This window comes from Pseudarthrobacter sp. Y6 (assembly GCF_050156205.1).
In the GTDB taxonomy this organism is placed as follows: Bacteria; Actinomycetota; Actinomycetes; order Actinomycetales; family Micrococcaceae; genus Arthrobacter.
In genome coordinates, this window is sequence record NZ_CP189574.1 from 2,430,904 (window position 1) to 2,453,413 (window position 22,510).

Annotated in this window: 19 protein-coding genes and 4 pseudogenes; 11 read left to right on the forward strand and 12 right to left on the reverse strand. The window is 64.2% G+C overall.

Translation table 11 applies throughout. The features are described 5' to 3' along the window. Nucleotides 1-11 precede the first annotated feature (11 nt). From ACQCSW_RS11650 to ACQCSW_RS11665, 4 genes and pseudogenes are all read right to left on the reverse strand, one after another. Nucleotides 12-233: a hypothetical protein gene (locus ACQCSW_RS11650; RefSeq protein ID WP_426986060.1), complete on the reverse strand. Its 222-nt coding sequence runs from the start codon at nucleotides 231-233 to the stop codon at nucleotides 12-14. Between the two features lie 141 nt (nucleotides 234-374). Further along, the gene (locus ACQCSW_RS11655) at nucleotides 375-1,310 is read right to left on the reverse strand and encodes a 5'-3' exonuclease (RefSeq protein WP_426986062.1); all 936 of its coding nucleotides are present in this window, start codon (nucleotides 1,308-1,310) and stop codon (nucleotides 375-377) included. An 88-nt stretch (nucleotides 1,311-1,398) separates the two neighbouring features. Further along, on the reverse strand, nucleotides 1,399-1,554 hold the full coding sequence (locus ACQCSW_RS11660; protein ID WP_426986064.1) for a hypothetical protein: 156 nt from the start codon (nucleotides 1,552-1,554) through the stop codon (nucleotides 1,399-1,401). Between the two features lie 20 nt (nucleotides 1,555-1,574). Next, nucleotides 1,575-2,222: pseudogene (locus tag ACQCSW_RS11665) on the reverse strand (serine hydroxymethyltransferase); the annotation flags it as partial. A gap of 251 nt (nucleotides 2,223-2,473) precedes the next feature. On the opposite strand from ACQCSW_RS11665, the gene ACQCSW_RS11670 reads away from it, so the two are divergent. From ACQCSW_RS11670 to ACQCSW_RS11685, 4 genes are all read left to right on the forward strand, one after another. Further along, entirely contained in the window at nucleotides 2,474-3,808 is a 1,335-nt protein-coding gene (locus ACQCSW_RS11670) for an MFS transporter (protein ID WP_426990679.1), read from the forward strand. A gap of 57 nt (nucleotides 3,809-3,865) precedes the next feature. Beyond that, nucleotides 3,866-5,128 (forward strand): aminopeptidase P family protein, encoded by a 1,263-nt coding sequence (locus tag ACQCSW_RS11675; RefSeq protein WP_426986066.1) that lies wholly within the window; start codon nucleotides 3,866-3,868, stop codon nucleotides 5,126-5,128. 83 nt (nucleotides 5,129-5,211) lie between these two features. Continuing rightward, nucleotides 5,212-6,039 carry an IclR family transcriptional regulator gene (locus ACQCSW_RS11680; protein WP_426986068.1) on the forward strand — a complete coding sequence of 276 codons (828 nt, stop codon included), beginning with the start codon at nucleotides 5,212-5,214 and terminating at the stop codon, nucleotides 6,037-6,039. Nucleotides 6,040-6,416: 377 nt separating this feature from the next. Further along, complete coding sequence (locus tag ACQCSW_RS11685) at nucleotides 6,417-8,585, forward strand: glycogen debranching N-terminal domain-containing protein (protein ID WP_426986070.1); 2,169 nt, start codon at nucleotides 6,417-6,419, stop codon at nucleotides 8,583-8,585. A gap of 456 nt (nucleotides 8,586-9,041) precedes the next feature. Here the strand turns inward: ACQCSW_RS11685 and cynS are convergent, their stop codons facing one another. After that, nucleotides 9,042-9,512 (reverse strand): cyanase, encoded by a 471-nt coding sequence (gene cynS / locus ACQCSW_RS11690; RefSeq protein ID WP_426986072.1) that lies wholly within the window; start codon nucleotides 9,510-9,512, stop codon nucleotides 9,042-9,044. A 30-nt stretch (nucleotides 9,513-9,542) separates the two neighbouring features. Then, on the reverse strand, nucleotides 9,543-10,202 hold the full coding sequence (locus ACQCSW_RS11695; RefSeq protein ID WP_426986074.1) for a carbonic anhydrase: 660 nt from the start codon (nucleotides 10,200-10,202) through the stop codon (nucleotides 9,543-9,545). Nucleotides 10,203-10,310: 108 nt separating this feature from the next. On the opposite strand from ACQCSW_RS11695, the gene cynR reads away from it, so the two are divergent. Next, nucleotides 10,311-11,183, forward strand: a complete 873-nt coding sequence (gene cynR / locus ACQCSW_RS11700; RefSeq protein WP_426986076.1) for a transcriptional regulator CynR — start codon at nucleotides 10,311-10,313, stop codon at nucleotides 11,181-11,183. A gap of 240 nt (nucleotides 11,184-11,423) precedes the next feature. Here cynR and ACQCSW_RS11705 read toward each other — a convergent pair whose 3' ends face one another. Next, entirely contained in the window at nucleotides 11,424-12,428 is a 1,005-nt protein-coding gene (locus ACQCSW_RS11705; protein WP_426986078.1) for an alpha/beta fold hydrolase, read from the reverse strand. Nucleotides 12,429-12,745: 317 nt separating this feature from the next. Then, a pseudogene (locus ACQCSW_RS11710) lies at nucleotides 12,746-13,139 on the reverse strand (recombinase family protein); the annotation flags it as partial. Between the two features lie 580 nt (nucleotides 13,140-13,719). On the opposite strand from ACQCSW_RS11710, the pseudogene ACQCSW_RS11715 reads away from it, so the two are divergent. Together ACQCSW_RS11715 and ACQCSW_RS11720 are read left to right on the forward strand one after the other, a co-directional pair. Beyond that, nucleotides 13,720-13,914: pseudogene (locus ACQCSW_RS11715) on the forward strand (methyltransferase domain-containing protein); the annotation flags it as partial. A 76-nt stretch (nucleotides 13,915-13,990) separates the two neighbouring features. Beyond that, nucleotides 13,991-14,116, forward strand: a complete 126-nt coding sequence (locus ACQCSW_RS11720; RefSeq protein ID WP_426990742.1) for a hypothetical protein — start codon at nucleotides 13,991-13,993, stop codon at nucleotides 14,114-14,116. Nucleotides 14,117-14,292: 176 nt separating this feature from the next. Here ACQCSW_RS11720 and ctlX read toward each other — a convergent pair whose 3' ends face one another. The 4 genes from ctlX to ACQCSW_RS11740 form a co-directional block, all read right to left on the reverse strand. Further along, the gene (ctlX, locus tag ACQCSW_RS11725) at nucleotides 14,293-15,234 is read right to left on the reverse strand and encodes a citrulline utilization hydrolase CtlX (RefSeq protein ID WP_426986080.1); all 942 of its coding nucleotides are present in this window, start codon (nucleotides 15,232-15,234) and stop codon (nucleotides 14,293-14,295) included. A gap of 7 nt (nucleotides 15,235-15,241) precedes the next feature. Next, nucleotides 15,242-16,273, reverse strand: coding sequence for an ornithine cyclodeaminase (locus ACQCSW_RS11730; RefSeq protein WP_426986082.1), 1,032 nt, complete (start codon nucleotides 16,271-16,273; stop codon nucleotides 15,242-15,244). Nucleotides 16,274-16,428: 155 nt separating this feature from the next. Further along, nucleotides 16,429-16,860 carry an Lrp/AsnC family transcriptional regulator gene (locus ACQCSW_RS11735; protein ID WP_426986084.1) on the reverse strand — a complete coding sequence of 144 codons (432 nt, stop codon included), beginning with the start codon at nucleotides 16,858-16,860 and terminating at the stop codon, nucleotides 16,429-16,431. Nucleotides 16,861-17,129: 269 nt separating this feature from the next. Further along, entirely contained in the window at nucleotides 17,130-18,392 is a 1,263-nt protein-coding gene (locus ACQCSW_RS11740; protein WP_426986086.1) for an IS701 family transposase, read from the reverse strand. A gap of 84 nt (nucleotides 18,393-18,476) precedes the next feature. Here ACQCSW_RS11740 and ACQCSW_RS11745 point away from each other — a divergent pair, with 84 nt between their 5' ends. The 4 genes and pseudogenes from ACQCSW_RS11745 (at nucleotide 18,477) to ACQCSW_RS11760 (ending at nucleotide 22,338) form a co-directional block, all read left to right on the forward strand. Continuing rightward, nucleotides 18,477-19,403: an ABC transporter substrate-binding protein gene (locus ACQCSW_RS11745; protein ID WP_426986088.1), complete on the forward strand. Its 927-nt coding sequence runs from the start codon at nucleotides 18,477-18,479 to the stop codon at nucleotides 19,401-19,403. Between the two features lie 5 nt (nucleotides 19,404-19,408). Beyond that, nucleotides 19,409-20,392, forward strand: coding sequence for an amino acid ABC transporter permease (locus ACQCSW_RS11750; protein ID WP_426990681.1), 984 nt, complete (start codon nucleotides 19,409-19,411; stop codon nucleotides 20,390-20,392). Beyond that, nucleotides 20,389-21,177: an amino acid ABC transporter ATP-binding protein gene (locus ACQCSW_RS11755; protein ID WP_354253215.1), complete on the forward strand. Its 789-nt coding sequence runs from the start codon at nucleotides 20,389-20,391 to the stop codon at nucleotides 21,175-21,177. The genes ACQCSW_RS11750 and ACQCSW_RS11755 overlap by 4 nt, the downstream gene beginning before the upstream one ends. A gap of 70 nt (nucleotides 21,178-21,247) precedes the next feature. Beyond that, nucleotides 21,248-22,338: pseudogene (locus ACQCSW_RS11760) on the forward strand (IS630 family transposase). Nucleotides 22,339-22,510 lie beyond the last annotated feature (172 nt).

Sequence of the window (22,510 nt, forward strand, 5' to 3'; positions counted from 1 at the left end):
CAACCAGCGCGTCAGAGCGCGGCGCCGTTCCAGGCCCTCCACAGCATGGCATATTGGCCGCCCGCAGCGACGAGCTCGGCATGGTTCCCGATTTCGACAATGCGGCCGCCATCCATCACCGCCACCCGGTCAGCCGTGGCGGCCTGGGAAAGCCGGTGTGCGCTCGTCAGCACCGGTTCATCACGTTCGATCCAGTCCAACTTGCCGGTCCTGATGAAATTCAACTCACGCATATGCGTTCCGTTTTGTGGTTCCGTGGTCGGACGTACTTGCCCCTGGCGGGGAGTCAGCCCGGGACGCCCCCATACGGGTGGCGTCAGCGTCCGCGAATTCGCTGGTGGCGGCCCGTGCCGCCAAGGCGAGTTTCTGCCCCGTTACTGCCGGTCAAGCGCGTCGAGCAGCCTTTTGACCGAGCCGCCGAGGTTCCATTCGACGGCGAGACGCTCCAGTTCGGCGCGTGATTCGCCGTCGACAGGGTGCAGCTGGGCTCCCGCTTCGTCGAGGGTGGGAAGCTTGAGGTCGCGCACGATTTTCACCACGGTGGGCGCGACTGTTAGGTAGTCGGCGGCGGCGGCGAGCTTGGACCGCACGGAGGCGGACACCCCGCCTCCCCCATCGGCGGCTGCAGCGAGCAAGTTATCCAGTGTGCCGTACTGGCCCAGGAGCGACGCTGCGGTCTTCTCGCCGATGCCGGCCACGCCTGGCAGCCCGTCGGAGGCGTCGCCGCGAAGGGTCGCGTAATCGGCATACTGTTCGGGCAGTACCCGGTACTTCCCGACGACGACGGCGTCCGTCATTACTTCGAGGTTCCTCATGCCCCGCGCGGTGTAGATCACCCGCACCTGACGGTCGTCGTTGACTATCTGGAAAAGATCACGGTCGCCCGTAACCACATCGACGGGGAGGTCCGCGTGGCTGGCGTACGTGCCGACGACGTCGTCGGCTTCGTGTTCAGAAGCCCCGACGACGGCGATGCCGGAGAGCTCGAGGACGCGGCGAATCATCGGAAGCTGCGCCTCGAGCCCGTCCGGTACGACCTCAACGTCGGGGGCATCCCACACAAGTTCGGCGACCCGGTGCGACTTGTAGGTCGGAATCAGGTCCACGCGCCACTGCGGACGCCAATCGTCGTCCCAGCAGGCAATCAGATGCGTTGCCCCGTATTCCGTAATGAGGCGGGCGATCATGTCCAGGAGGCCGCGAACGGCGTTCACCGGCGTTCCGTCAGTGCGGCGGATCGTGTCCGGCAAGCCATAAAAGGCGCGAAAGTACAGGGACGCAGTATCAAGCAGCATGAGGCGGCGTGGCATACCTGATCCTGACACGGAACCAGCTGCCGGGCTATCAGCATTTCCCAGCGACAGAACGCTACCGTGGGGTTAGCACGCCTACAACGGTTCAAGCAGCGGGACCAACCCACCTTGACGCGGGGCGCTCGTTTCGGAGGTAGCCCACGACAACGGCACCAGCATCCACCGGCAGCGGGATGCGTTCGATCCGGCCGCCTTTCCCGGTGATCTTGATGGTGCCGGTCCGCCAATCAATATCGTCCAACGTCAGGTCCTGAACTTCATGGCTGCGATGACGTGCTCCAGCGGGCCGCCCTGCTGGCCGGGGAACACGGCGCTGTTGATCTTGCGGGCGGTCGGCGATCCGGCGGAACTCGGCGAAGTCGAGCTGGCGGGAGTAGGCGGACCAGCCGGCGAGGATCGGCTTCGGGCGGTGTTCCAGGGCCAGCGCCTCGACCTCGGCCATATCGATCCGGAGGTCCGATTCACGCACGTGGTACGGGACCACGTTGTAGAGCTTGCCGGAGAAGTTGATGCGCATGGAATGGGTGAGGTGGCCTCCATGTGCAAGGTCCAGGCCCATGATGGTGTCGCCCGGTTCAGCAGGGCGAACATGGCGGCGGCGTTCGCCTGCGCGCCCGAGTGCGGCTGGACATTGGCGAATTCCGCGCCGAACAGGGCCTTGACCCGGTCGATGGCCAGCTGCTCGATCACGTCAACGTGCTCGCAGCCGCCGTAGTAGCGCTTGCCGGGGTAGCCCTCGGCGTACTTGTTCGTCAAGACCGAGCCCTGCGCCTCCATGACGGCGGACGGGGCGAAATTCTCCGAGGCAATCATCTCCAGAGTTGACTGCTGGCGGATGAGTTCCTGTCCGATGGCCTGCGCAACTTCGGTGTCGACTCCGGCCAGGGATTCATTGAGGGTGCCCGTCATGGTGATCTCTTTCCGTCAAAGTGAAACAACAGGATAAGATTTGCAACCGTGTTGCGTTGACTGCAACCCCTAATCCACCTGAGGTATTGCTTCAATCACTGTCGGCAATTGATGCTTCATGGATAAACTAACGCGACGGTGCAGAAAAATGTCTTGACTGTGGCCTACGTCACGCCTAGTCTAATGCAACAGTGTTGCGTTCAATGCAACCCAAAATTATTGGTGGACACATGAGTAACGAAACAACTTCGATGCCCGCAGGCCCTCCCTTGCCGACGAACGGCCAGCCACTGCACGTCAACGGTGACGGAGTCAGCAAGGACACCCGCCGGCGGGTCATCATGGCAAGCTTCATAGGCAACTTCGTCGAGTGGTTTGATTACGCCGTCTACGGCTATCTGGCCGCAACAATTGCCGCGGTCTTCTTCCCCCAATCCAATCCGCAGACAGGGCTTCTGCTGACCTTCGCCCTGTTCGCGATCTCGTTCATGGTGCGGCCGCTCGGCGGTTTCGTCTGGGGCCATATCGGTGACAAGGTTGGCCGGCGGACCGCCCTTTCCCTGTCAATTCTGATCATGTCCGCGGCGACGTTCTGCATCGCCCTGATCCCGGGCTATGACACGATCGGCATCTGGGCTCCGATCCTGCTCCTGATCATCCGCGTTGCCCAGGGCTTCTCCGCCTCGGGTGAATACGCCGGCGCCTCTGCCTTCCTGGTGGAATACGCCCCTGCCAACAAACGCGGACTCTACGCCGCCGTCGTACCCGCCAGCACCGCCGCGGGCCTGCTGCTCGGCTCCCTGCTCGCCGGCCTCCTGACAGCCCTCCTCAGTTCCGAAGCGATGCAAAGCTGGGGGTGGCGTCTGCCGTTCCTTCTGGCAGCCCCGATGGGCCTGATTGGACGCTACATCCGCACCAAGCTGGAAGACACCCCGGTGTTCCGCGAACTGGCCGCCGAGGGCGAGGCCGTCAAGGCACCCGTGTCCAGTCTGTTCCGGAAACACTGGCGGCAGCTGCTTCTGGCCGTCGGAGCTGTGCTGCTCAACGCCGTCGGCTTCTACGTGATCCTCAGCTACATGCCAACCTATCTGTCCTCTGAGCTGGGTCTCGGTGCAACCGAATCCTTCCTGGCCACAACGATCGCGCTGGTGACGTACATCGGCTTCATCTTCCTGACCGGAATGCTCTCAGACCGCTACGGCCGCAAGAGGGTGCTCATCGCCGCATCCATCACCTTCATCGTGCTGACCGTGCCCGCCTTCGCCCTCCTGGGCACCGGGAACTTCCTGGTCATCGTCCTGGTCCAGATCCTGCTGGGCGCCATGCTCACCCTCAATGACGGCACGCTCCCCAGCTTCCTGGCCGAGATGTTCCCGACCCGCGTCCGCTATAGCGGTTTCGCCGTCAGCTTCAACCTCTCCAACGCCCTGTTCGGCGGCACCGCACCGTTCATGGCCACGCTCCTCATCGCAACCACGGGCAACGTCCTGGCTCCAGCCTGGTACCTGGCCGCAGCGGCAGTCATCTCCCTGGTCGCCGTCGCACTCTCCCGCGAAACCAGCAAGGAACCGCTGAGCCACGAATAGTCGGGCCGGCTCCAAAATCTTCATCTACAGAACCGCCGAAAGAAAGGCATTACCACAATGACCAGCACCGAAACCGAAGCCGAAGCCATCAACGACGTCGCCAAGCTGGACCGCCTCAAAATCCTGAACAACGGCGAGAAAGTCAGCCTCACGTTTTCCGATGCCGAGTTTGAGCGGCGCCTGGCAGGGCTGCGCCGGATCATGGCCGAGAAGGAACTGGACGCCGTCGTCCTGACCAGCTATCACTCGATCAAGTACTACTCCGACTTCCTCTTCACCTATTTCGGCCGCTCCTACGCCATGGTGGTCACCAAGGAAGACACTGTCACCGTCACCGCCAACATCGACGCCGGGATGCCGTGGCGCCGCAGCTACGGCGACAACCTGGTTTACACGGACTGGCGCCGGGACAACTACATCTTCGCCATCCAGGAGGTCCTGCGGACCCGCGGCATCACCGCCCGCCGACTCGGCGTCGAGGACGACTCCCTGCCGCTGGACAACCGCAACAAGATCCAGGCCGCTTTTGCCGGGGCCGCCCTGGTGGACGTGGCCCAGGCCGCCATGCGCCAGCGCATGATCAAGTCCGCTGAAGAGATCGAGGTCATCAAACACGGTGCACGAATCGGCGACCTCGGCGGCGAGGCCATCCGGAACGCCATCACCGCAGGAATCAACGAATACGAGGTCGCCCTGATCGGCACCGAAGCAATGGTCCACGAAATTGCGCGCACGTTCCCGGACTCCGAGATCCGCGATACCTGGGTGTGGTTCCAGTCCGGCATCAACACCGACGGCGCCCACAACTGGGCCACCACACGCAAGATCCAGGAACACGACATCCTGTCCCTGAACTGCTTCCCCATGACCTCCGGCTACTACACCGCCCTGGAACGCACCCTGTTCTACGGCGAACCGGATGCACGTTCCCTGGAGCTGTGGAACATCAATGTCGAGGTGCACAGGCGCGGCCTGGAACTCATCAAGCCCGGCGCCGTCTGCAAGGACATCGCCGCCGAGCTCAACGAAATCTACGTCGGCCACGGCCTGCTGGCCAACCGCACCTTCGGCTACGGCCACTCCTTCGGCGTCCTGAGCCACTACTACGGCCGCGAAGCCGGGCTGGAGCTGCGCGAGGACATCGACACCGTCCTGGAACCGGGCATGGTGGTCTCCATGGAGCCCATGATTACCGTCCTTGACGGCCAGCCGGGCGCCGGCGGCTACCGCGAGCACGACATCCTGGTGGTCGGTGAGGACGGCGCCGAGAACATCACCAAGTTCCCGTTCGGCCCGGAATACAACATCGTGGGTGCCTGACCGTCCCATGACCTGCAAAGAAGCGGCGCCACGTCCAACGCGGCGCCGCTTCTCAGCCCTCATAGGGAATGATGGTAAACACCATGACCCCAGCAGAATCTCCTGACACCAACGGAAACGGCGACACCAAGGGCACATCCGTCATAGTCAACGCCATTGCCGTCCTGCGGACTTTCACCGCGGATGAACCGCTCCTCGGAGTCACCGAGATCGCCAACAGAGTCGGGCTGCACAAAAGCACCGTTTCCCGGATCCTTTCCACCTTCGAACAGGAACACCTGGTGGAACGTGATCCGGAGACGCGGCGCTTCCGCTTGGGCCTGGGGCTGATCGCCGTCGCCGGACCGCTGCTGGCCGAACTGGAAGAACGCCGCGTTGCTTATCCTGTCCTGCGTGAACTCGCCGAACAGACCGGCGAAACAAGTGCCCTGATGGTGTGGAACGGCACTGAATCGATGTGCGTGGAGCAGATCGCCAGCCACCATCAGATCAAACACACAACGCCGTTAGGTGCCCGCTACAACGACGCCATGAGCTCCTCCGTGCAGGTCTTCCTCGCCGCGGAACCCGCCGAACGGGTCGTGGCCCTGCTGCGCAGCGGCGCCATCACGTATCCGGGTCTGGATGACACCGGCGTCGAGGCCTACCTGATCCGGCTCCAAGATAGCGCCCGACGGGGCTGGGCGATCAACTACGGCGAGTCCTCCATCGATGAAGTGGGCGTGGCCGCACCGGTATATGACCACCGCGGCGATATCGTTGCGGCCGTCCTCATCCCGGCCCCCCGGTTCCGAGTCTCGCGGGACAGACTGCAAAGCCTGGGAGAATCGTGCGCAGCCGCGGCGCACCGAGTCACCGCGCGGCTGGGCGGACAGGCACCCGGGAGTTCTGAGATCCGGAACCAAAGCTAGGTTTGCCTCGCAACAGTCTACTGTCGCCGGAGTGCCTGCCAACCACGTTAAGGCTGAACAGCCTGCGGAAAACCAGCTGAAACCTGGCGCCGGAGCTCCAGTCAGCGGCGACATGTCCGGACAGATCAAGAATGCCGTAGCCGTTGCTGTCGACGGCTTTCAATGGTTCGACATCCCTGGGCCAACCACCTCACGGCTCGGTGGCCGAGGAGGTGCTGTGGCAATACAGTAGCCTCGGGATCGGGACGTTTGCCGGCGTCGACTCTGGCATCGGGCAGCAGAGGAGCGTAGCGTCGATTGAACCAACGAATACGGGGTCGGCCGTCGGATCGGGGCCCGCGTTGCCGCACCGTGCCAACCCGTTGAAGGGACCGGACGTGGCGGGATGGAATGCCGATACAGCCGCAGGGCCGCTGGGGACTGGGGCGGTCACTTTGGTGGAGGGATCGTCCTTCTGTATCTCTTTGCCGAACGGGGACATCCGTCCAGACCATCCGCATGGGGTTTTCGTTCAGGACACCCGCATCCTTTCATGCTGGAGACTGACTATCAACGGCCAGTCACTGGAGCCGCTGGCGGCGGAGACGAAGGAACCGTACCGGGCACTGTTTGTCGGCCGGGTTCCCCGCTCGGACGGCTATGCGGACAGCCCGCTGATTGTCGAGCGGCTGCGCGAAGTGGGAGCCGGCCTCGTGGAGCAGATCACGGTCCGGAATTATTCGCTGGATCCGGTCGAATGCGTGATCTGCCTCAGCGTCGAAGCGGATTTCGCCGATCTGTTCGAAGTGAAGGAGGCGCGGATCCAGCGGCACTGGGATGAAATCCGCCAGCCGGATGGTGATTCGCTCATCATCCGGGCCGCCTGGGAGGATGTCCGCAAGGGGGTCGTCATCGCGGCCGGTGGCGCCGACGTCGAGGCAGATTCTCTGACTTACCGGGCGGTGGTGGCGCCGCAGGCTCATTGGCAAACTGTGCTCACGGTGGTGCCGGCCGTTGAGGGGCCTGGTCCGGTGACACTGTTCATGCATCCGGATGCGGGTGGACTGTCGCCGCGCGATCGGCGCCGACAGGAGTGGGTGGCCAGGATTCCGGTGCTGCACATGGGCAACCACTCCATTGAGCGGACCCTCCAACGCAGCTACGACGACCTGGGCGCCCTAAGGATCGAGGATCCGGAACATCCGGAGCGCGTCGTTGTTGCCGCCGGGGCGCCGTGGTTTATGACCCTGTTCGGGCGGGACTCGCTGTGGGCGTCAGAAATGGCGCTGCCCGTGGACCCGTCCCTGGCCCTGGGCACCCTGCAGACGCTGGCGGACCGCCAGGGCAAAGTGGTGGACCCAATGAGCGAGGAGGAACCGGGCAAGATCCTGCACGAGGTCAGACTCGATGTCTCCAGCGGGTTGTCCCTGGGCGGCAAGTCCGCCTATTACGGCAGTGTCGACTCGACACCGTTGTTCGTGAGCGTGCTCGGGGCCGTCAGCCGCTGGGGCTTCGCCGCCGATACCATCGCCGCCCTGCTGCCCCATGCCGACCGTGCACTGGCCTGGATCCGGGACTACGGGGACAAAGACGGCGACGGGTTTGTTGAGTATGAGCGCCTCAATGACCGCGGGCTGATCAACCAAGGCTGGAAGGATTCATGGGACGGCATCAACTTCGCGGACGGCACCCTGGCGGAACCGCCGATCGCTTTATGCGAGGTGCAGGCCTACGTCTACAGCGCGTACATGGCGCGCGCGTGGATGGCCTACGACGAAGGTGATGCGTCTCTGGCGGCCGAGCTCGCGGAACGCGCGGAACGGCTGAAGAAACAGTTCAACGAGCAGTTCTGGCTACCCGAGCGCGGCTATTACGCCGTCGCACTGGATGGCAAGAAGCGTCCGGTCGACGCCTGCGCATCCAACATGGGGCACTGCCTGTGGTTCGGCCTCGTGGATGAGGACAAGGCGCCGCTCGTAGCCGAACGCCTGATGTCCCCGGAAATGTTCAGCGGCTGGGGTGTGCGAACCCTGGCCAGCGACATGGGCGCCTACAACCCAGCGAGCTACCACAATGGGTCCGTCTGGCCACATGACAACGCGCTGATTGCGGCCGGGCTGATGCGCTACGGCTTCGTGGCGGAGGCGCAACGGATCGCCACAGCATTGCTGGAGGCAGCCGAGTACTCGAACGGCCGGTTGCCGGAGCTATTCTGCGGTTTCAGCCGGGAACAGATCGCCCAGCCCGTGCCCTATCCCACGGCGTGTTCACCGCAGGCATGGGCGGCAACCGCCCCGATCCTGCTGGTAACGAGCTTGATGCAGTACGATGCGCATGTTTCCCAAGGCGGCTTGTGGATGGATCCGGTGCTGCCGAAGTCTTTCGGCCACCTGCACATCACCAACGCACCTATGGGCCGCGGCCGCATCACCATCGACGTCGCCGGTTCCACAGCCTCGGTCCAAGGCCTGCCCAAGGACATGACGTTTCATCGCGGGCACCGGCCATGGATGACCGACCTCGTGGAACAAGCCAAACCGCACCCGAAACCAAGGCAGGATAGCTAGGCCCCACAGCAGGAACACTGGCCGTGCATACTCAGGCCTGCCGCTCCCGACATCCCCGTCTGGCCCTGCCGCTGCCCGCAGGCCGTCCGCAGTCTTTCCTGAAGGGCCAACCCGAATGGTAGCCAACTTACAGACCTGAACGGCCCCAGAACCGTCAAACGAAGCTAACAGTCACAGGCAACTCGCTCCGTGTCGTACCACCGCGGCCGACTGTGACGATCGTCCGGTAACTTAGAGGAAAATGACATCACGCCGGCGGTCTGGCGCGTGCAGCGAACACGATCCTTTTGAATCGTCATCGCTCGCAGTCAGGACCCCGACATCGGGTAGCTTTGCGGGCGGGTCATTTGTCTGCACCGCCAAGTTCGGGCTCTCTGGGGTGATCTCGCCATCTCTGACGATCAGTGCGGGTGAGGCAGGAGCCCTCTCTGGGGGCCTGCCTCACCGGCGATCGGCTTAGAACGGCACGGTCGGCAGATACTTGCCGTCGAGGGTGATCACCGCGCGCGACCCGCCGTCCGGGTCCTCGACCTTCTTGATATCCAGCTTGAAGTTGATCGCGCTGATGATGCCGTCGCCGAACTGCTCATGGACCAGTGCCTTGAGGGTGGAACCGTAGACCTGAAGCATTTCGTAGAAGCGGTACACGGTGGGGTCGGTCGGTATGCCGCCCGGGATGCTGCCGCGCATCGGGATGGTCTGCAGGAGCAGCGCCGCGTCGTCGCCGAGACCCAGCTTCTCAGTGACGGTGGCGGCTGCCAGAGCGGGCAAGGGGTGCTGGCCGAGCAGAGCGGCGGTGACAAAGGCGACACTCAACCCGGTGCCGTCGGCGAGGTCCTGCCAGGACAGGTTCGCGCGGGTCTTAGCGTCGATGACGGCGGCGGTGAGTTCCTGCCGCGGGGCCTGGGAGGCTTGCGAGTGCAACATGCGGTTATTTCCTTCGGTTGGTGGACGGACTCAGACGAACTGTCCGAGACGGGCGGGGGTGGGAGTGGGGCACGGGTTGTCGATGAGCGGTGCAAACCCTCCGGTGGCGGGGTCGAGCGTCTCGACTCCGCCGGTTTCTATGTCGTAGACCCAGCCGTGCAGGTTCAGCCGACCTTGCCTGAGCGCCAGCGCAACCGACGGGTGGGTGGCGATATTGGCCAGCTGGGAGATGACATTCTCTCGGATCAGCGCCCGCAGCTTTTCGCCGGGGGAGCTGTATGTTCCGGCGGCGTTCACCGCTTTGGCCGCGTCGGCGTGATGAAGCCAGCCAGCGACGGCCGGAACACCATCAAGGCACTTACCCGTGGAGATGGCGGTCATCGCTCCGCAGTCGGAGTGGCCACAGATCACGATATCGGTGACCTCGAGCACCGCAACCGCGTACTCGACGCTCGCGGACTCGCCGCAGGGCCCCGGGGCAAAGGACGGCACCATGTTTCCCGCGTTGCGGATGACGAACAGATCGCCGGGTTCGCGTTGGGTCATCAGTTCCGGAATCACGCGCGCATCCGAGCAGGTCACGAACAGTGCCCCCGGACGCTGGGTGGTGGCGAGCCTCTGGAAAAGTTCGGCACGCCCCGGAACCACGTCCCGCTGAAACTTGAGTACACCCTCGATGATGTCCTGCATGCTGTGTCTCCCTTGCTTGAGGTGATAATTCAACGATGACAGCCCACAGCCATAGTGTCCAAGACTCATTTCGGATCAAAGCAATTGCTTTTCGCTATAGTTGGTTGCATGCTTCTACGTCATGTCCGCTACCTGCTCGCGGTCGCCGAACACCAGAACTTCACCCGGGCGGCCGAGACACTACACGTCTCGCAGCCGACCCTTTCGCAGCAAATCAAACAACTGGAAAATTCGCTGCACGCGCAGCTGCTGGACCGCAGCGGCCGGACGGTGCGCCTGACCGACGCCGGCGAGATCTATCTGGGCTATGCTCGCCGGGCGCTGCGGGACCTCAGCGCCGGCGAACGTGCCATCCACGACGTGCAGGACCTCAGCCGGGGCTCGCTCCGGCTCGCGATGACCCCGACATTCACGGCCTACCTGATCGGCCCGCTGGTGCAGCGGTTCAACTCCCGCTACCCCGGGATAACCCTGAGCATCCAGGAAATGACCCAGGACCGGATCGAGTCAGAGCTGGCCGAGGACCGTCTCGACATTGGCATAGCGTTCGCCGAGCCAGTGTCATCTCCCATCGAGGCGCAGCCGTTGTTTCCCGAAACCCTCAGCCTGGTCGTCGGACCATCGCACCCGCGCGTCGGGCAGCAGGCACCGTTGACGGTGCAGGAATTGGGGCACCAGGAGCTTGCGCTGCTCAGCAGGGAATTCGCCACCCGCCACCATATCGACCGATACTTCCACGAGCACGGAATAGCGCCCCGGATCGTCATCGAAGCCAACTCGGTCAATGCGATCATCGAAATCGTCCGCCGCGGCCCGTTTGCCACAGTGCTGCCCGACGCCATCGCCCGCGAACAGGAAAACCTCTATCCGATCAGCATGACCCAGCCGCTACCACGCCGCACCGTAGCCCTGCTTCGAAGGGCAGGCGCCTATCAGAGCGCCGCCAGCAATGCCTTTGCCACCCTGGCCTCGGAGGCGTAAAGCTCTTCGGGTCGAGACCCGCCCTCCTCACAGCCCACATCTGTATCGCAAAAAGCAGAAAGCTATACATTGGTGCGGACATGGCAAGCTTGACACTTGCGACCTGCGGAAACGTTCAACACCCAAGCCTGTAAAACGAACGATCGTTATCGGAGACCACGGAATGCCTTAGCGTCGGTTGCCCGCACATTGGTCCCCGACCCCGACCGCTGTGAGGGCTGCAACTAGTACGTCCGGGCGTCAGCCCGCGATGATCTGCCGGACGGCCCGGATGATCAGTTCGGGTTCGTCGCGGTGCACGTGGTGGCCGGCGTGTTCGGCGATCACGAGGGTGCCGCGGGTCGACAGACCGGCGAGGTCGGCCTGGAGCTCAGCCCACAGCGTGAGCGCGGCGGCGGTCCCGGCCCCGGCCCGGCCGGAGGCTGCCGGGTCGGGCTGGTAAGCCGCGCGGGTGATCACGGTGAGCGGGAGGTTGCCGAGACCGGGGGCGTGTTCCCGTACGGCAGGCCCGGCGGTCAGCAGGGCGTGCACCTCCCCGATGAGCGAGCAGCGGTGCCGCGTCCGCAGTTGCAGTGCCAGCCCAAGCTCGATCGGGGCGCCGGGGTACCGCTGCCGTGCCTCGGCGCGGGGTTTCCGGGCGATTCCGAGGTCCGCCCCGAGGCGGACGAGGCCACGCGGCGCAGCCTGCCGGACGCCGGAGAGCACCCTGCTGGCCAGCCTCCGCGTCCGGGTCCTGCTGTCCAGGAGCTGCCCGGCGCGCTCGAACTGCCGATCATGAGGGGTGTCGACCAGGACCAGGCCGGCCATCCGGTCCGGGTGTCGTGCGGCGTAGACGCGGGCCACCATGCCGCCGAGGGAGTGCCCGACGACGATGTAGGGCGGGGGCACGCGCCCGGCCCGTAGGACCCGGTCCAGGTCCTCAGCCATTCCGGTGACGGTCTCCAGCCGGGGTCGGGCCTGGCTCCATCCGAGACCGGGCCGGTCGTAGAGGCAGACCGAGGTGTCCCGGGCCAGGGCCTGCTGCACCGGCGCCCACTCGAGCGCGGCCGCGCCAAGCCCGGTCACCACCACCACGGCCGGAGCGCCGCTGCCGTCGCGCCACAGGTGCAGACGGCGTCCGCCGATGTCTACCAGTGCGCCGGGCGGAGGGAAACGACGCCGGTCCCGCCCGGTGGCGACCGCCTGGTAGCCGACACTCAACGCACCCATGGCGAGGCATCCTGCCAGCAGAGCGCCGGCCATCATCGCGATCGCTCTCCCGTCGCCCTCGGACCCGCAGCTGTTGTGTGTGACCAGAGCCCGGGCATTAAACCGGGATCTCCATCCGAAAACCGCACTGCAGGACCCGGGTCCTGAGATCAACGTCAAGGACCCCTTCGCCTTCCTGCCCTCACCAAAGCTCAATTTCTAGTGTTTCTGAGAATAGCGGAGTGAGACACATTATGGGGACACCAGGACTCCTTGGTTTCCGGGGGCCTGCGAGGCGGGTTGTGGATTTGATCGCTCTTTGGCGGCGTTCTGTGATCGCTTGGTGTCGCCTTCAGGGAGGACGCGCGGAGCGGCTAGTCCTTGAGTGCTCGCGGCCGTCTATAGAACGTTGCTCGGGACATTCCGAGATCGCGGGCAACCTGCCCAGCGGGCTCACCGCCTTCGACCACACGGACAGCGCTGCGAATCTGACTCTCGGTGACCCGGCGGGGTCGGCCCCCAGGTCCTTTCCGGCTTTCCTGCGTTGCTGATGGAATCGGTGACGCGTTCGCGTTTGATCTCGTGCTCCATTTGCGCGAGAGCGGCCATGATCGTGAACAGCATCGACCCCATGGGCGTTACGGTGTCGACGTCGCCACCGCCGAGGTTCAAGACGCGCAGGCCCGCGCCAAGACCGCGGAGCTCGTCAGCGAAGGCGAGCATGTTCTGGGTGGACCGCCCGAGCCGATCCAGCGTCGTGATGACGAGGTATCTCCGCGAGCGTCTTGACGGTGAGTCGTTGCGTGGGCGGGTCGAACTCCAAGTCACAACATTCCTCGGGCATTGTCCGCGATCACGGCTTGAGTCCATCGGTCGACCGGCTACGTCCGCTCATGCCGTATTCCGAGCGCCCGAAGAATCGGACTCATGAATCGTCCTTGTCGCTGGACTGCCTACCGCGTAGCCAGTCGCAGGGACGGTCTCTGCCCAGTGCAGGGCGCCCGCGGGACGCGAGGTGTTCACGCCTCCAGACCGAGACAACGCGACCGCCGAACCGTCACTGGAAATACACCCGCGCGGACCTCAACAACCACCTGCACCGCCAGGGCAAACACGACCAAACACCCGCCGCCTGACCCCGACGAGCTGACGAAAATGCCCACTTGTCCGCCGTCGGCCCGCCGGTCTTCCCCAAGGACACCGAAATGACCGAAACTGTGTCGAGGGGTCTTGCCCACACCGGCGGACGGCAATTCATCATGACGACCGTACCGTTCGGCGAAGCCTTCTGGGACGAGCGCTAGCGCCAGCCCGGCACGTGTGGAGCGGGAGCCCAAACCCGCAGCTCGTGGCCGAGGCCTCCCCGGATTCCGCCTTGGACGCCGGCAGCGGCGAAGGCGCCGACTCCATCTGGCTGACGCGCCGGGGCTGGACGGTCACCGCCGTCGACACCTTCTCCGTGGCCTTGGCGCGCGCCGCCGGGCATGCCGCCGACGACGCGGCCACAGCGCAGCGCATCACCTGGATTCATCACGAGCTCACCGGCTGGGCGCCGCCGGCCAGCGCCTTTGATCTGGTGTCCGCCCAGTTCATGCACTGGCCGGTGCGGAGCGACTGCCGTGTACGAACGGCTGGCGGCCGCCGTGGCACCGGGCGGGACCCTGCTGATCGTGGGCCACCATCCCTCCGACCTGGCCACCGGTGCGCGGCGGCCCCCGGCTGCCGGAGCTGCCGTTCACTCCTGAGGAAACCGCCGCCGCGCTGGATCCCGCCGCGTGGGAGATCTGGTCTGCCAGGCGCGGCCGCGGCCCGCCAAGGACACGGAGGGTAGCCCCGTCACCGTGAGGAACTCAGTGCTCCGCGCCCGCCGCGGGACCAGGTCAGCCTAGCGGTGCGTGCGACTGACCAGCTTTGGGAGGCCTCAGGCTCCGACGCCGACGGGGACTGGCCTCCGATCGAGGTGGATTCCTGCGATCATGCACCTCACGGAGCCGCCGGCCAGTTCGATCGTGGGTACATCAACGGGCAGCAGGGTGCAGCTGCTTTCGATGATGTTCTTTTGTTCGTCCGTCAGGCTTTTCAGGGCCCGCCCGGACAGCGCCAACACGCGACCATCCGTGCCCTGCAGTTCGATCGTGTTGCCTGCGAAGTTGAGGATCTGCTCGTGGCTCAGCTCGATGATCTTCCGGCCCCCGCCGGAAAGGCGTTGCACCACCTCACGTCGTCGATCTGCCGACTGGATAGTGTCCAGTCCAACCATTGCGAAGTCCGTCGCCACGGACATCATCACATTCGTGTGGTAGACGGCTGTGCCGGCCGCGTCCGCCGCGTCGAACAACATGGGCTCATAGCCGAAGTTCGTGCAGAACCGCTCCAGCGCAACAGGATCAGCCCAGCGGGAACGCGCGGCATATGCCACACGGCCGCCGTGGTCCAGGACCATGGCGCCGGTGCCTTCCAGGAACACCCGGTCCATCTCCAGTCCGGAGTAGTCGATGACTTCCTGCACCCGGTAGTGGGTCTTGAGGAAGTCAAGGATATCGGTGCGGCGCTCGTGGCGGCGGTTGGGGGCGTACATCGGGAACATCGCAATGTGGCCCCCCGCATGGGTGGAGAGCCAGTTGTTGGGAAACACGCTGTCCGGGCGGGTGTCGTCGTAGTCCTCGAACACGTGCACCGTGATACCGGCAGTTTCCAGCGCCTCGGCCAGTCCGGTCACCTCATCACGGGCTGAGTCGGCAAGCGTTTCCCGGTCCACGGAGTGAGCCGGTAGCTGAAAAGCATTGTCCGCTGCCGTCGTCGGGTTGGGCATGAAGGTGTGCGGCCGTACAAGGACGACGGCGGACGGGGCTTGAACGGACATCGGAGGCTCAGGAGCCAACCGGGGAGAGAGCGCCCACAAGACCGAACAGGTTCTTGGGGTCCTCCGGGCTTGCCACGAGGTCGATCTCCACAAAGAAATCGGTCCCGTCGACGGCGTCGCGCACGAACCGCAGGGCGGAGAAATCCTCGATGGCAAAGCCGACTGAGTCGAAGATGGTGATCTGTGCAGCCGCCGTGCGCCCGGGCGCCCGCTCAGTCAAGACCTGCCAGAACTCCGTGACGCCAAAGTCGGCCGGCATGTGCTGGATCTCACCTTCGATGCGGGTCTGGGGGGCGTACTCCACGAATACGTCACCGAGGCCGAGAATCGCTTCGTCCAGCTCGGTCTTCCCCGGGCAGTCGCCGCCAATGGCGTTGATGTGAACTCCGGGTTCGATCAGATCCGCCGTGAGGACGGTGGCGTTTGCCTTGTCCGCGGTACACGTGGTGATGACATCGGCCCCCCTGACGGCATCGGCAGCAGAGGTGGCAACCGTGATCTCGAAGCCGAGCGGCGCCATGTTGGCAACGAACTTTTCCAGCGCTGCGGGATCGGTGTCCCATACCCTGAGCGTGGAGATCCCCAGGGCGCTGCGGAACGCCAGGGCCTGAAACTCGGACTGGCTTCCGGATCCGATCATCGCCATGACACGTGAGTCCGCACGGGCCAGCTTTTTCGCCACCATGCCGGAAGTCGCTGCTGTCCGCAGGGCGGTCAGCACTGTCATCTCGGTCAGGAACGTCGGGTAGCCGTTGTGGACGTCCGCCAGGACACCAAACGCCGTAACCGTCTGGAAACCACGCGCGGGGTTGGACGGGTGTCCGTTGACGTACTTGAACCCGTACGTCTCGTGGTCGCTGGTGGGCATGAGCTCGATGACTCCGAACGGCGTGTGGCTGGCGATCCGAGGCGTCTTGTCGAACGATTCCCAGCGCCGGAAATCATCTTCGAGGTATTGGACCATGCCGGAAATAATGTTCTCCGGCCCGCGTCCGGCCACCCAGCACACCATGTTGTGGACATCGACAAAGCGCGTCATCTGCGCCCCCTTATTCTGTAGTAAACCACTGATGGCACAACACTACGGACGGACGATATGCAGTCTCAATTGCCGAATAGCATTCTTTTTGTTGCACGACTGAGCAGACTGACGAACAATTCTGTACATTGTGTAATTTGTTTGTCCGGGGTCGCCTAGCGCAGCACCGAACTGAGCAGGAGGCTCGTCTCACTGTTGACGATGCCGTCAATCCCCCGGATCCGGCCCAGGATCTGATCGAAGTCGACGAGGCTCTCGGTGCGGAGCTCGGCGACCAGATCCCAGCCGCCGTTGGTGGTGTGCAGGGCCGTGATTTCCGGAAAGCCCCGGAGCTGGCGGATGACCCTGTCGGTCGTCCTGCCCTCCACAGCGACTAGGGCAATGGCGCGGATCGCCAGGGGATCGAGCTCATCGCGCACCCGGACGGTGAAACCGACGATGGTTCCCGAGGCGACCAGCCGTTCCAGCCTGCTGTTGATGGTGGCCCGCGCGACATCGAGTTTTCGGGCCAGGCTCGCCACCGAGGCCCTGCCGTCCTCCCGGAGGGCAGAGAGCAGCCGGCGATCAAGGTCAGTGAGGATGGTCATTGTCACAATGTATCCCCGACCTCAGCATTTTGCGTGGTTTTCCAACGAAATGTGGGTTTGTTGGCAATTGAGGATGCACATCACCCGTCCGTAGTGTGATGACAGCGGTGATGCAGGACACATAAATACAAATAGCCAACTAACGCAGCCGCCATTCCGCTCCCACCTAGTAGTACTTAGTTAGGTTGGGGATCGTGGCTGGCAGTAGGGGCAGTATCCGGTCCGGACGGCGACGAGGTGTTGGAGCTCGCCGAGGATGCCGTAGAGACTCAGGCCGCCCCAGGCGCTTTTGGGCGTGTCAGGCGCAGTGTGGTGATGAATAAATGGGCCGCGGTGACGAGCGTGGCGTGGTGGTGCCAGCCGAGCCAGGTGCGGCCTTCGAAGTGGTCGAGCCCGAGCCCGGTTTTCAGTTCGCGGTAGTCGTGCTCGATGCGCCACCGGATTTTGGCGATCCGGACGAGTTCCTTCAGCGGTGTCGTCTCCGGCAATGTGGAGAGCCAGTAGTCGGTGGGTGCGGGTGCGCCTTTGGGCCATTCGGCGAGCAGCCACTCGGCGGGGAGGGAACCGTCCTCGGCGCGGGGGATGTCGCGGTTGGCTGCCCGGACCCGTAGTGCGATGAACCGGGAGGTCATCGAGGCGTGTTTGTTGCTGGTGGTGGACTTGGTGCCGTGCCTCCAGGTGACCTGATGTAGCTTCCGGCGGCCGGCGTCCATGACGAGGTCTTTCAGTGATGTGGGGGCGTCCAGGTAGCGGCGCTGGTGTGAGCGGGGGCCTTTGCCGGCGTACTCGGCCACGCCGATGGGAGTGTCTTGGAGGTGCGCGGTCGTCGAGTGCTTGACGGCGACCATGTAGGGGATCGCCCGTTCGCTGAGCCCGGACCGGAACGCGGTGATCTCCCCATAGCCGGCGTCCCCGACCATGATCGGGGGCCGGTAGCCCCAGGCGCCGAGTTCATCGATCATCTCCAACGCCATCGCCCACTTCGTACGATGGCGTTGGCCCTCGGGGATCTGCGCCTTGGCCCGGCGGGCGGCGATCATTTCGGCGTGGGCGTTCGTGTCTGCGGACGTGTCATCCCAGGCTTCCGGCACATAGAGGCGCCAGTCCAGCGGGCAGGACGCCTGGTCGATGGCCGCGTGGATGCTGACGGCGATCTGGCAGTTGCCGATCTTGCCCAACGTACCCGAATACTGCCGCGCAACACAGGGAGAGGAGCTGCCGTCCTTCTTGAACCCGGTATCGTCGACAACCCACGCGTCGGGGCCGATCACCTCGACGGCCCTGCGCACCAGGACCCGGCGTACCGGCTCGAGCTTCCACTGCGAGGACGAGACGAACTGCTGCAGCTGCTGGTAATCGACCCCGAGCCGGCCGCCCATCGGCTGCATCGATTTCCGCCGCCCGTCCAGCATCAGACCGTGCAGATACAGGTTCCCCTTGTTCCGCTGATCCTTACGCGGAAGCGACGCCAACACATCCTGAACGAACGCTTCCAGTTCCGCTTTGGTCTCGGCAAGCTCATCCGGTTTCATGCCTCGAAAATTAACAGGATCGGTCAGGGATTAAAAGCCGCCACGCCGACCTAACTAAGTACTACTAGTTCAAAGGGTATATAGATGCCGCCTTCTTCCATGCCGTCGCTCAAGCTCGCTGCAGCCCTCGCCGCCGCCGCGCTGGCGCTCACCGGGTGCACCAATGCCTCGCAAACCGCCGCAGGCGCCTCGTCGGGGCCTTCCGGTTTCGACCCCGCGGCGATCCAGAAGGATGAAGAACTGGCGGCGCTGGTTCCTGCCGCAATGAAGGCTAAAGGCGTCCTGACCGTCGGCTCGGACACGTCCTACGCCCCTGCTGAATTCCTGGGCGCGGACGGCCAGACCCCGCAGGGGTACGACGTCGACATCGCCAAGGCGATCGGTGCCACCCTCGGTCTGACCCCCAAGGTCCAGACCGCAGAGTTCACCGGCATCCTGCCTGCCCTGGGTCCCAAGTACGATCTGGGAATCTCCTCCTTCACGATTAACCCGGAGCGGGCCGAGACGGTCAACTTCGTCAGCTACTTCAATGCGGGCGTGCTATGGGCCGTGCCAAAGGGCAACCCGAAGAACTTCGCATTGGAGGACATTTGCGGCAAGAAGGTCGGAGTCCAGACCGGCACGGTACAGGAGAACCCCGATGTGTCCGGCCGGTCCCAAAAATGCGTCGCTGAGGGCAAGCCCGCCATCGACATCATCACGCTGAAGAACCAGACGGACGTCACCACCCGCCTGGTCAACGGCAGCATCGACGCCATGGCCGCAGACTCACCAGTTATCGGCTACGCCCTGTCGCAGACCGGGGAAAAACTCCAGACGCTGGGCGACGTGTATGACGCAGCACCGCAGGGAATTGCCATCGCGAAGTCGGACACCGTGCTGTCAGAACTCGTGGGCAAGGTGATGAACAAGCTCATCAGCAACGGGAGCTACGCGAAAATCCTGGACACGTGGAACAACTCCAAGGGCGCCGTCACGAAGTCCGAAGTGAACCCGGTGGTGGGAAGTTGAGCACCCTGGCACCGACCGACCCAGCGACCCTCCACCCCGGGCAACGACGCCGAGGACCGGAACTCATCAACACCGTTCCGGTCCGGCACCCCGGCCGGTGGGCCGCGGGCGCTATCATCCTGCTCTTTGCCGCCATCATGGCCCAGAGCGTGGTCACCAACGCGAACTTCCGCTGGGAGACGGTGGGGAAGTACCTCCTGGACGTGCTGGTGGTCCAGGGTATCGGCTGGACGCTGCTCCTGACGGTGCTTTCGATGGCGATCGCCATTGTGCTGGCCGTGTTGCTGGCTTTCATGCGCCAGTCGGACAATCCGCTGTTCCGGGGCGTGAGCTGGGCCTGGGTCTGGTTCTTCCGCGGAACGCCGGTGTACACCCAGCTCGTGTTCTGGGGTCTGATTTCGGTGCTGTATCCCAAGCTCGCCGTGGGCGTCCCGTTCGGACCCGAACTGTTCAGCCTGAGCACCCAGGACGTGGTCACCGCGTTCGTGGCGGCTGTCCTGGGGCTGGGACTGAACGAGTCCGCCTACCTGGCCGAGATCTTCAGGGCCGGCCTGAAATCGGTCGATTCGGGCCAGATGGAGGCCGCCGAGGCCCTGGGGATGCGCAAGTCCAAGATCATGTGGCGCATCATCCTGCCCCAGGCCATGCGCGTGATCGTGCCCCCGACAGGGAACGAAACCATCGGGATGCTCAAGACCACCTCGCTGGTCCTGGCGGTGCCTTTCACATTGGACCTCACGTTCGCCACCAACGGAATCGCCAACAGGAGCTACCTGCCCATTCCCTTGCTGATCGTCGCGGCAATCTGGTACCTCGTTATCACCAGCATTCTTATGGTGGGCCAGTTCTACATTGAACGCCACTTTGGAAAGGGCGTGGACAACCTCGTTCCCGCCCCGGTCAAGGCCGGCCCGGCACCCGTCAACGCCCTGCCGGCCACGGCAGCCCAGGCACCCCGCACCCCCAGGAAAGAGGATGAAGTCCTGTGACCATCACCAGCGACGTTGTGACGAAGGAGGCCCTTGTCCGCATTGACGGGGTCCACAAGTATTTTGGCGACCACCATGTGCTCCGCGGCATCGACATGACGGTCCGGCAGGGCGAGGTCGCCGTGCTGATCGGGCCGTCCGGCTCCGGAAAGTCCACGCTGCTGCGCTGCATCAACATGCTCGAGACCATCAGCGCCGGCCGGATCCACGTCAGCGATGACCTCATCGGCTTCCGCGAAAGCCGCGGGCGCCTCCATGACCTCACCACCAAGGAGATAGCAGCGCAGCGGCGGGACATCGGCATGGTGTTCCAGAAATTCAACCTCTTCGCCCACCGCACCGCACTGCAGAACATCATCGAGGCCCCCACCCAGGTCAAGGGACAGTCCAGGGGGAAGGCCCGGACGAGGGCCATGGAGCTGCTGGACAGAGTCGGCCTGGCAAACCATGCCAATCATTATCCCGCCCAGCTCTCGGGCGGCCAGCAGCAGCGCGTGGCCATTGCCCGTGCCCTGGCCATGGAGCCGGAACTGATGCTTTTCGACGAGCCCACCTCCGCCCTCGACCCCGAGCTGGTGGGCGATGTCCTCAACGTGATGAAGGACCTGGCCAAGTCCGGCATGACCATGATCGTGGTGACCCACGAGATCGGCTTCGCCCGGGAGGTGGGTGACACGCTGACCTTCATGGACGGCGGCGTCGTCGTCGAAAGCGGCGACCCGCGACAGCTGATCGCCAACCCCCAGCACGCCCGGACCCGGGAGTTCCTTTCAAAGGTCCTGTGAGATCCAAGCTGTGAGACCAAAAGCGTGCCGCTGGCGCAGCGGCGGGGACTTCAGCGTACGGGCGGCGGGCATGTCGAATCCTGCCCCGGCCTTGGTGATGTCCGATGACCAGCGCGCCGTGTTGGAAGTGTTGTCGAAGTCGCAGACGGCCTCCCACCGCGAGGTCCAGCGTGCGCAGGTGCTCCTGATGGCCGCCAAGGGACTGGCCAATGAATGGATCGCGCGGGTGGCCAGGGTGGCGCCGGGAACGGTGCGTGCCTGGCGTGCCCGGTTCACCGAGGAGGGCCTGGCGAAGCTGGGGAAGGTGCGCAAGGGGCGGGGCCGCAAGCCGGTGATTCCGCAGTCGACGATTGATGAGATCGTTGATCTGACGCGGAATTCCAGGCCCGAAGGGCACACGCACTGGTCGGTGCGTACCATGGCGGCGAAGGTCGGGGTCTCCCCGGCGCAGGTGCAGCGGATCTGGGCGGCCCGGGGCTGAAGCCGCACCGGGTAGAGGCCTTCTAGCTCTCCACCGACCCGAGATTCGAGGAGGAACGCATCGACGTGGTCGGCCTGTACCTGAACCCGCCGGAGCAGGCGATCGTGCTGTGCATGGACGAGAAGTCCTCCATCCGGGCCATGGACCGGGCCCAGCCCTCGCTGCCGATGAAAGAAGGGCGGCGGGGAAACGATGACCCATGACTACAAACGCTGTGAGGCAACACCACGCTCTTTGAGGCCCTGGATGTCGCCACCGGCAAGGTGATCGGTTCCTGCCTGCCCAAACACCGCCACAGCGAGTTCCTGACCTTCCTCAATACAGTTGAGAAGAACGTCCCGGCAGAACTGGCCGTGCACCTGATCCTGGACTACTACGCCACCCACAAACACGCCAACGTGCGGGCCTGGCTGGACAAACATCCCCGGGTCCACCTCCGTTTCACCCCAACGTCCTCATCCTTGCTGAACCTCGTGGAACGGTGGTTCCGCGAACTGACCGACAAGGCCCTGCGGCGCAGGGTGTTCCATTCGGTACCGGATCTGATCGCCGCGATCGAGGACTACCTCGCTTTCAACAACGACCAGCCCAAGCCCCTCGTCTGGACCGCGAACTCCGACAGCATCCTCGAAAAAGTCGCCCGCGGCCGCGTCGCGCTCGAAGCCGTCAAACAAAACTGAGACAGACCACCAGGCGCGATCATCACAATCGCGGGCGGCATTGCCTTGTACAACTACGGCATCGTGTCAGACGAAACCGGAATCAGCAGCTGGAACCCGGCGCTATGGGTGGTTATCTTGACCGGCATCCTCACCATCTTCCTGGTTTCGTGCAGTTCGTTCACGCCATGAA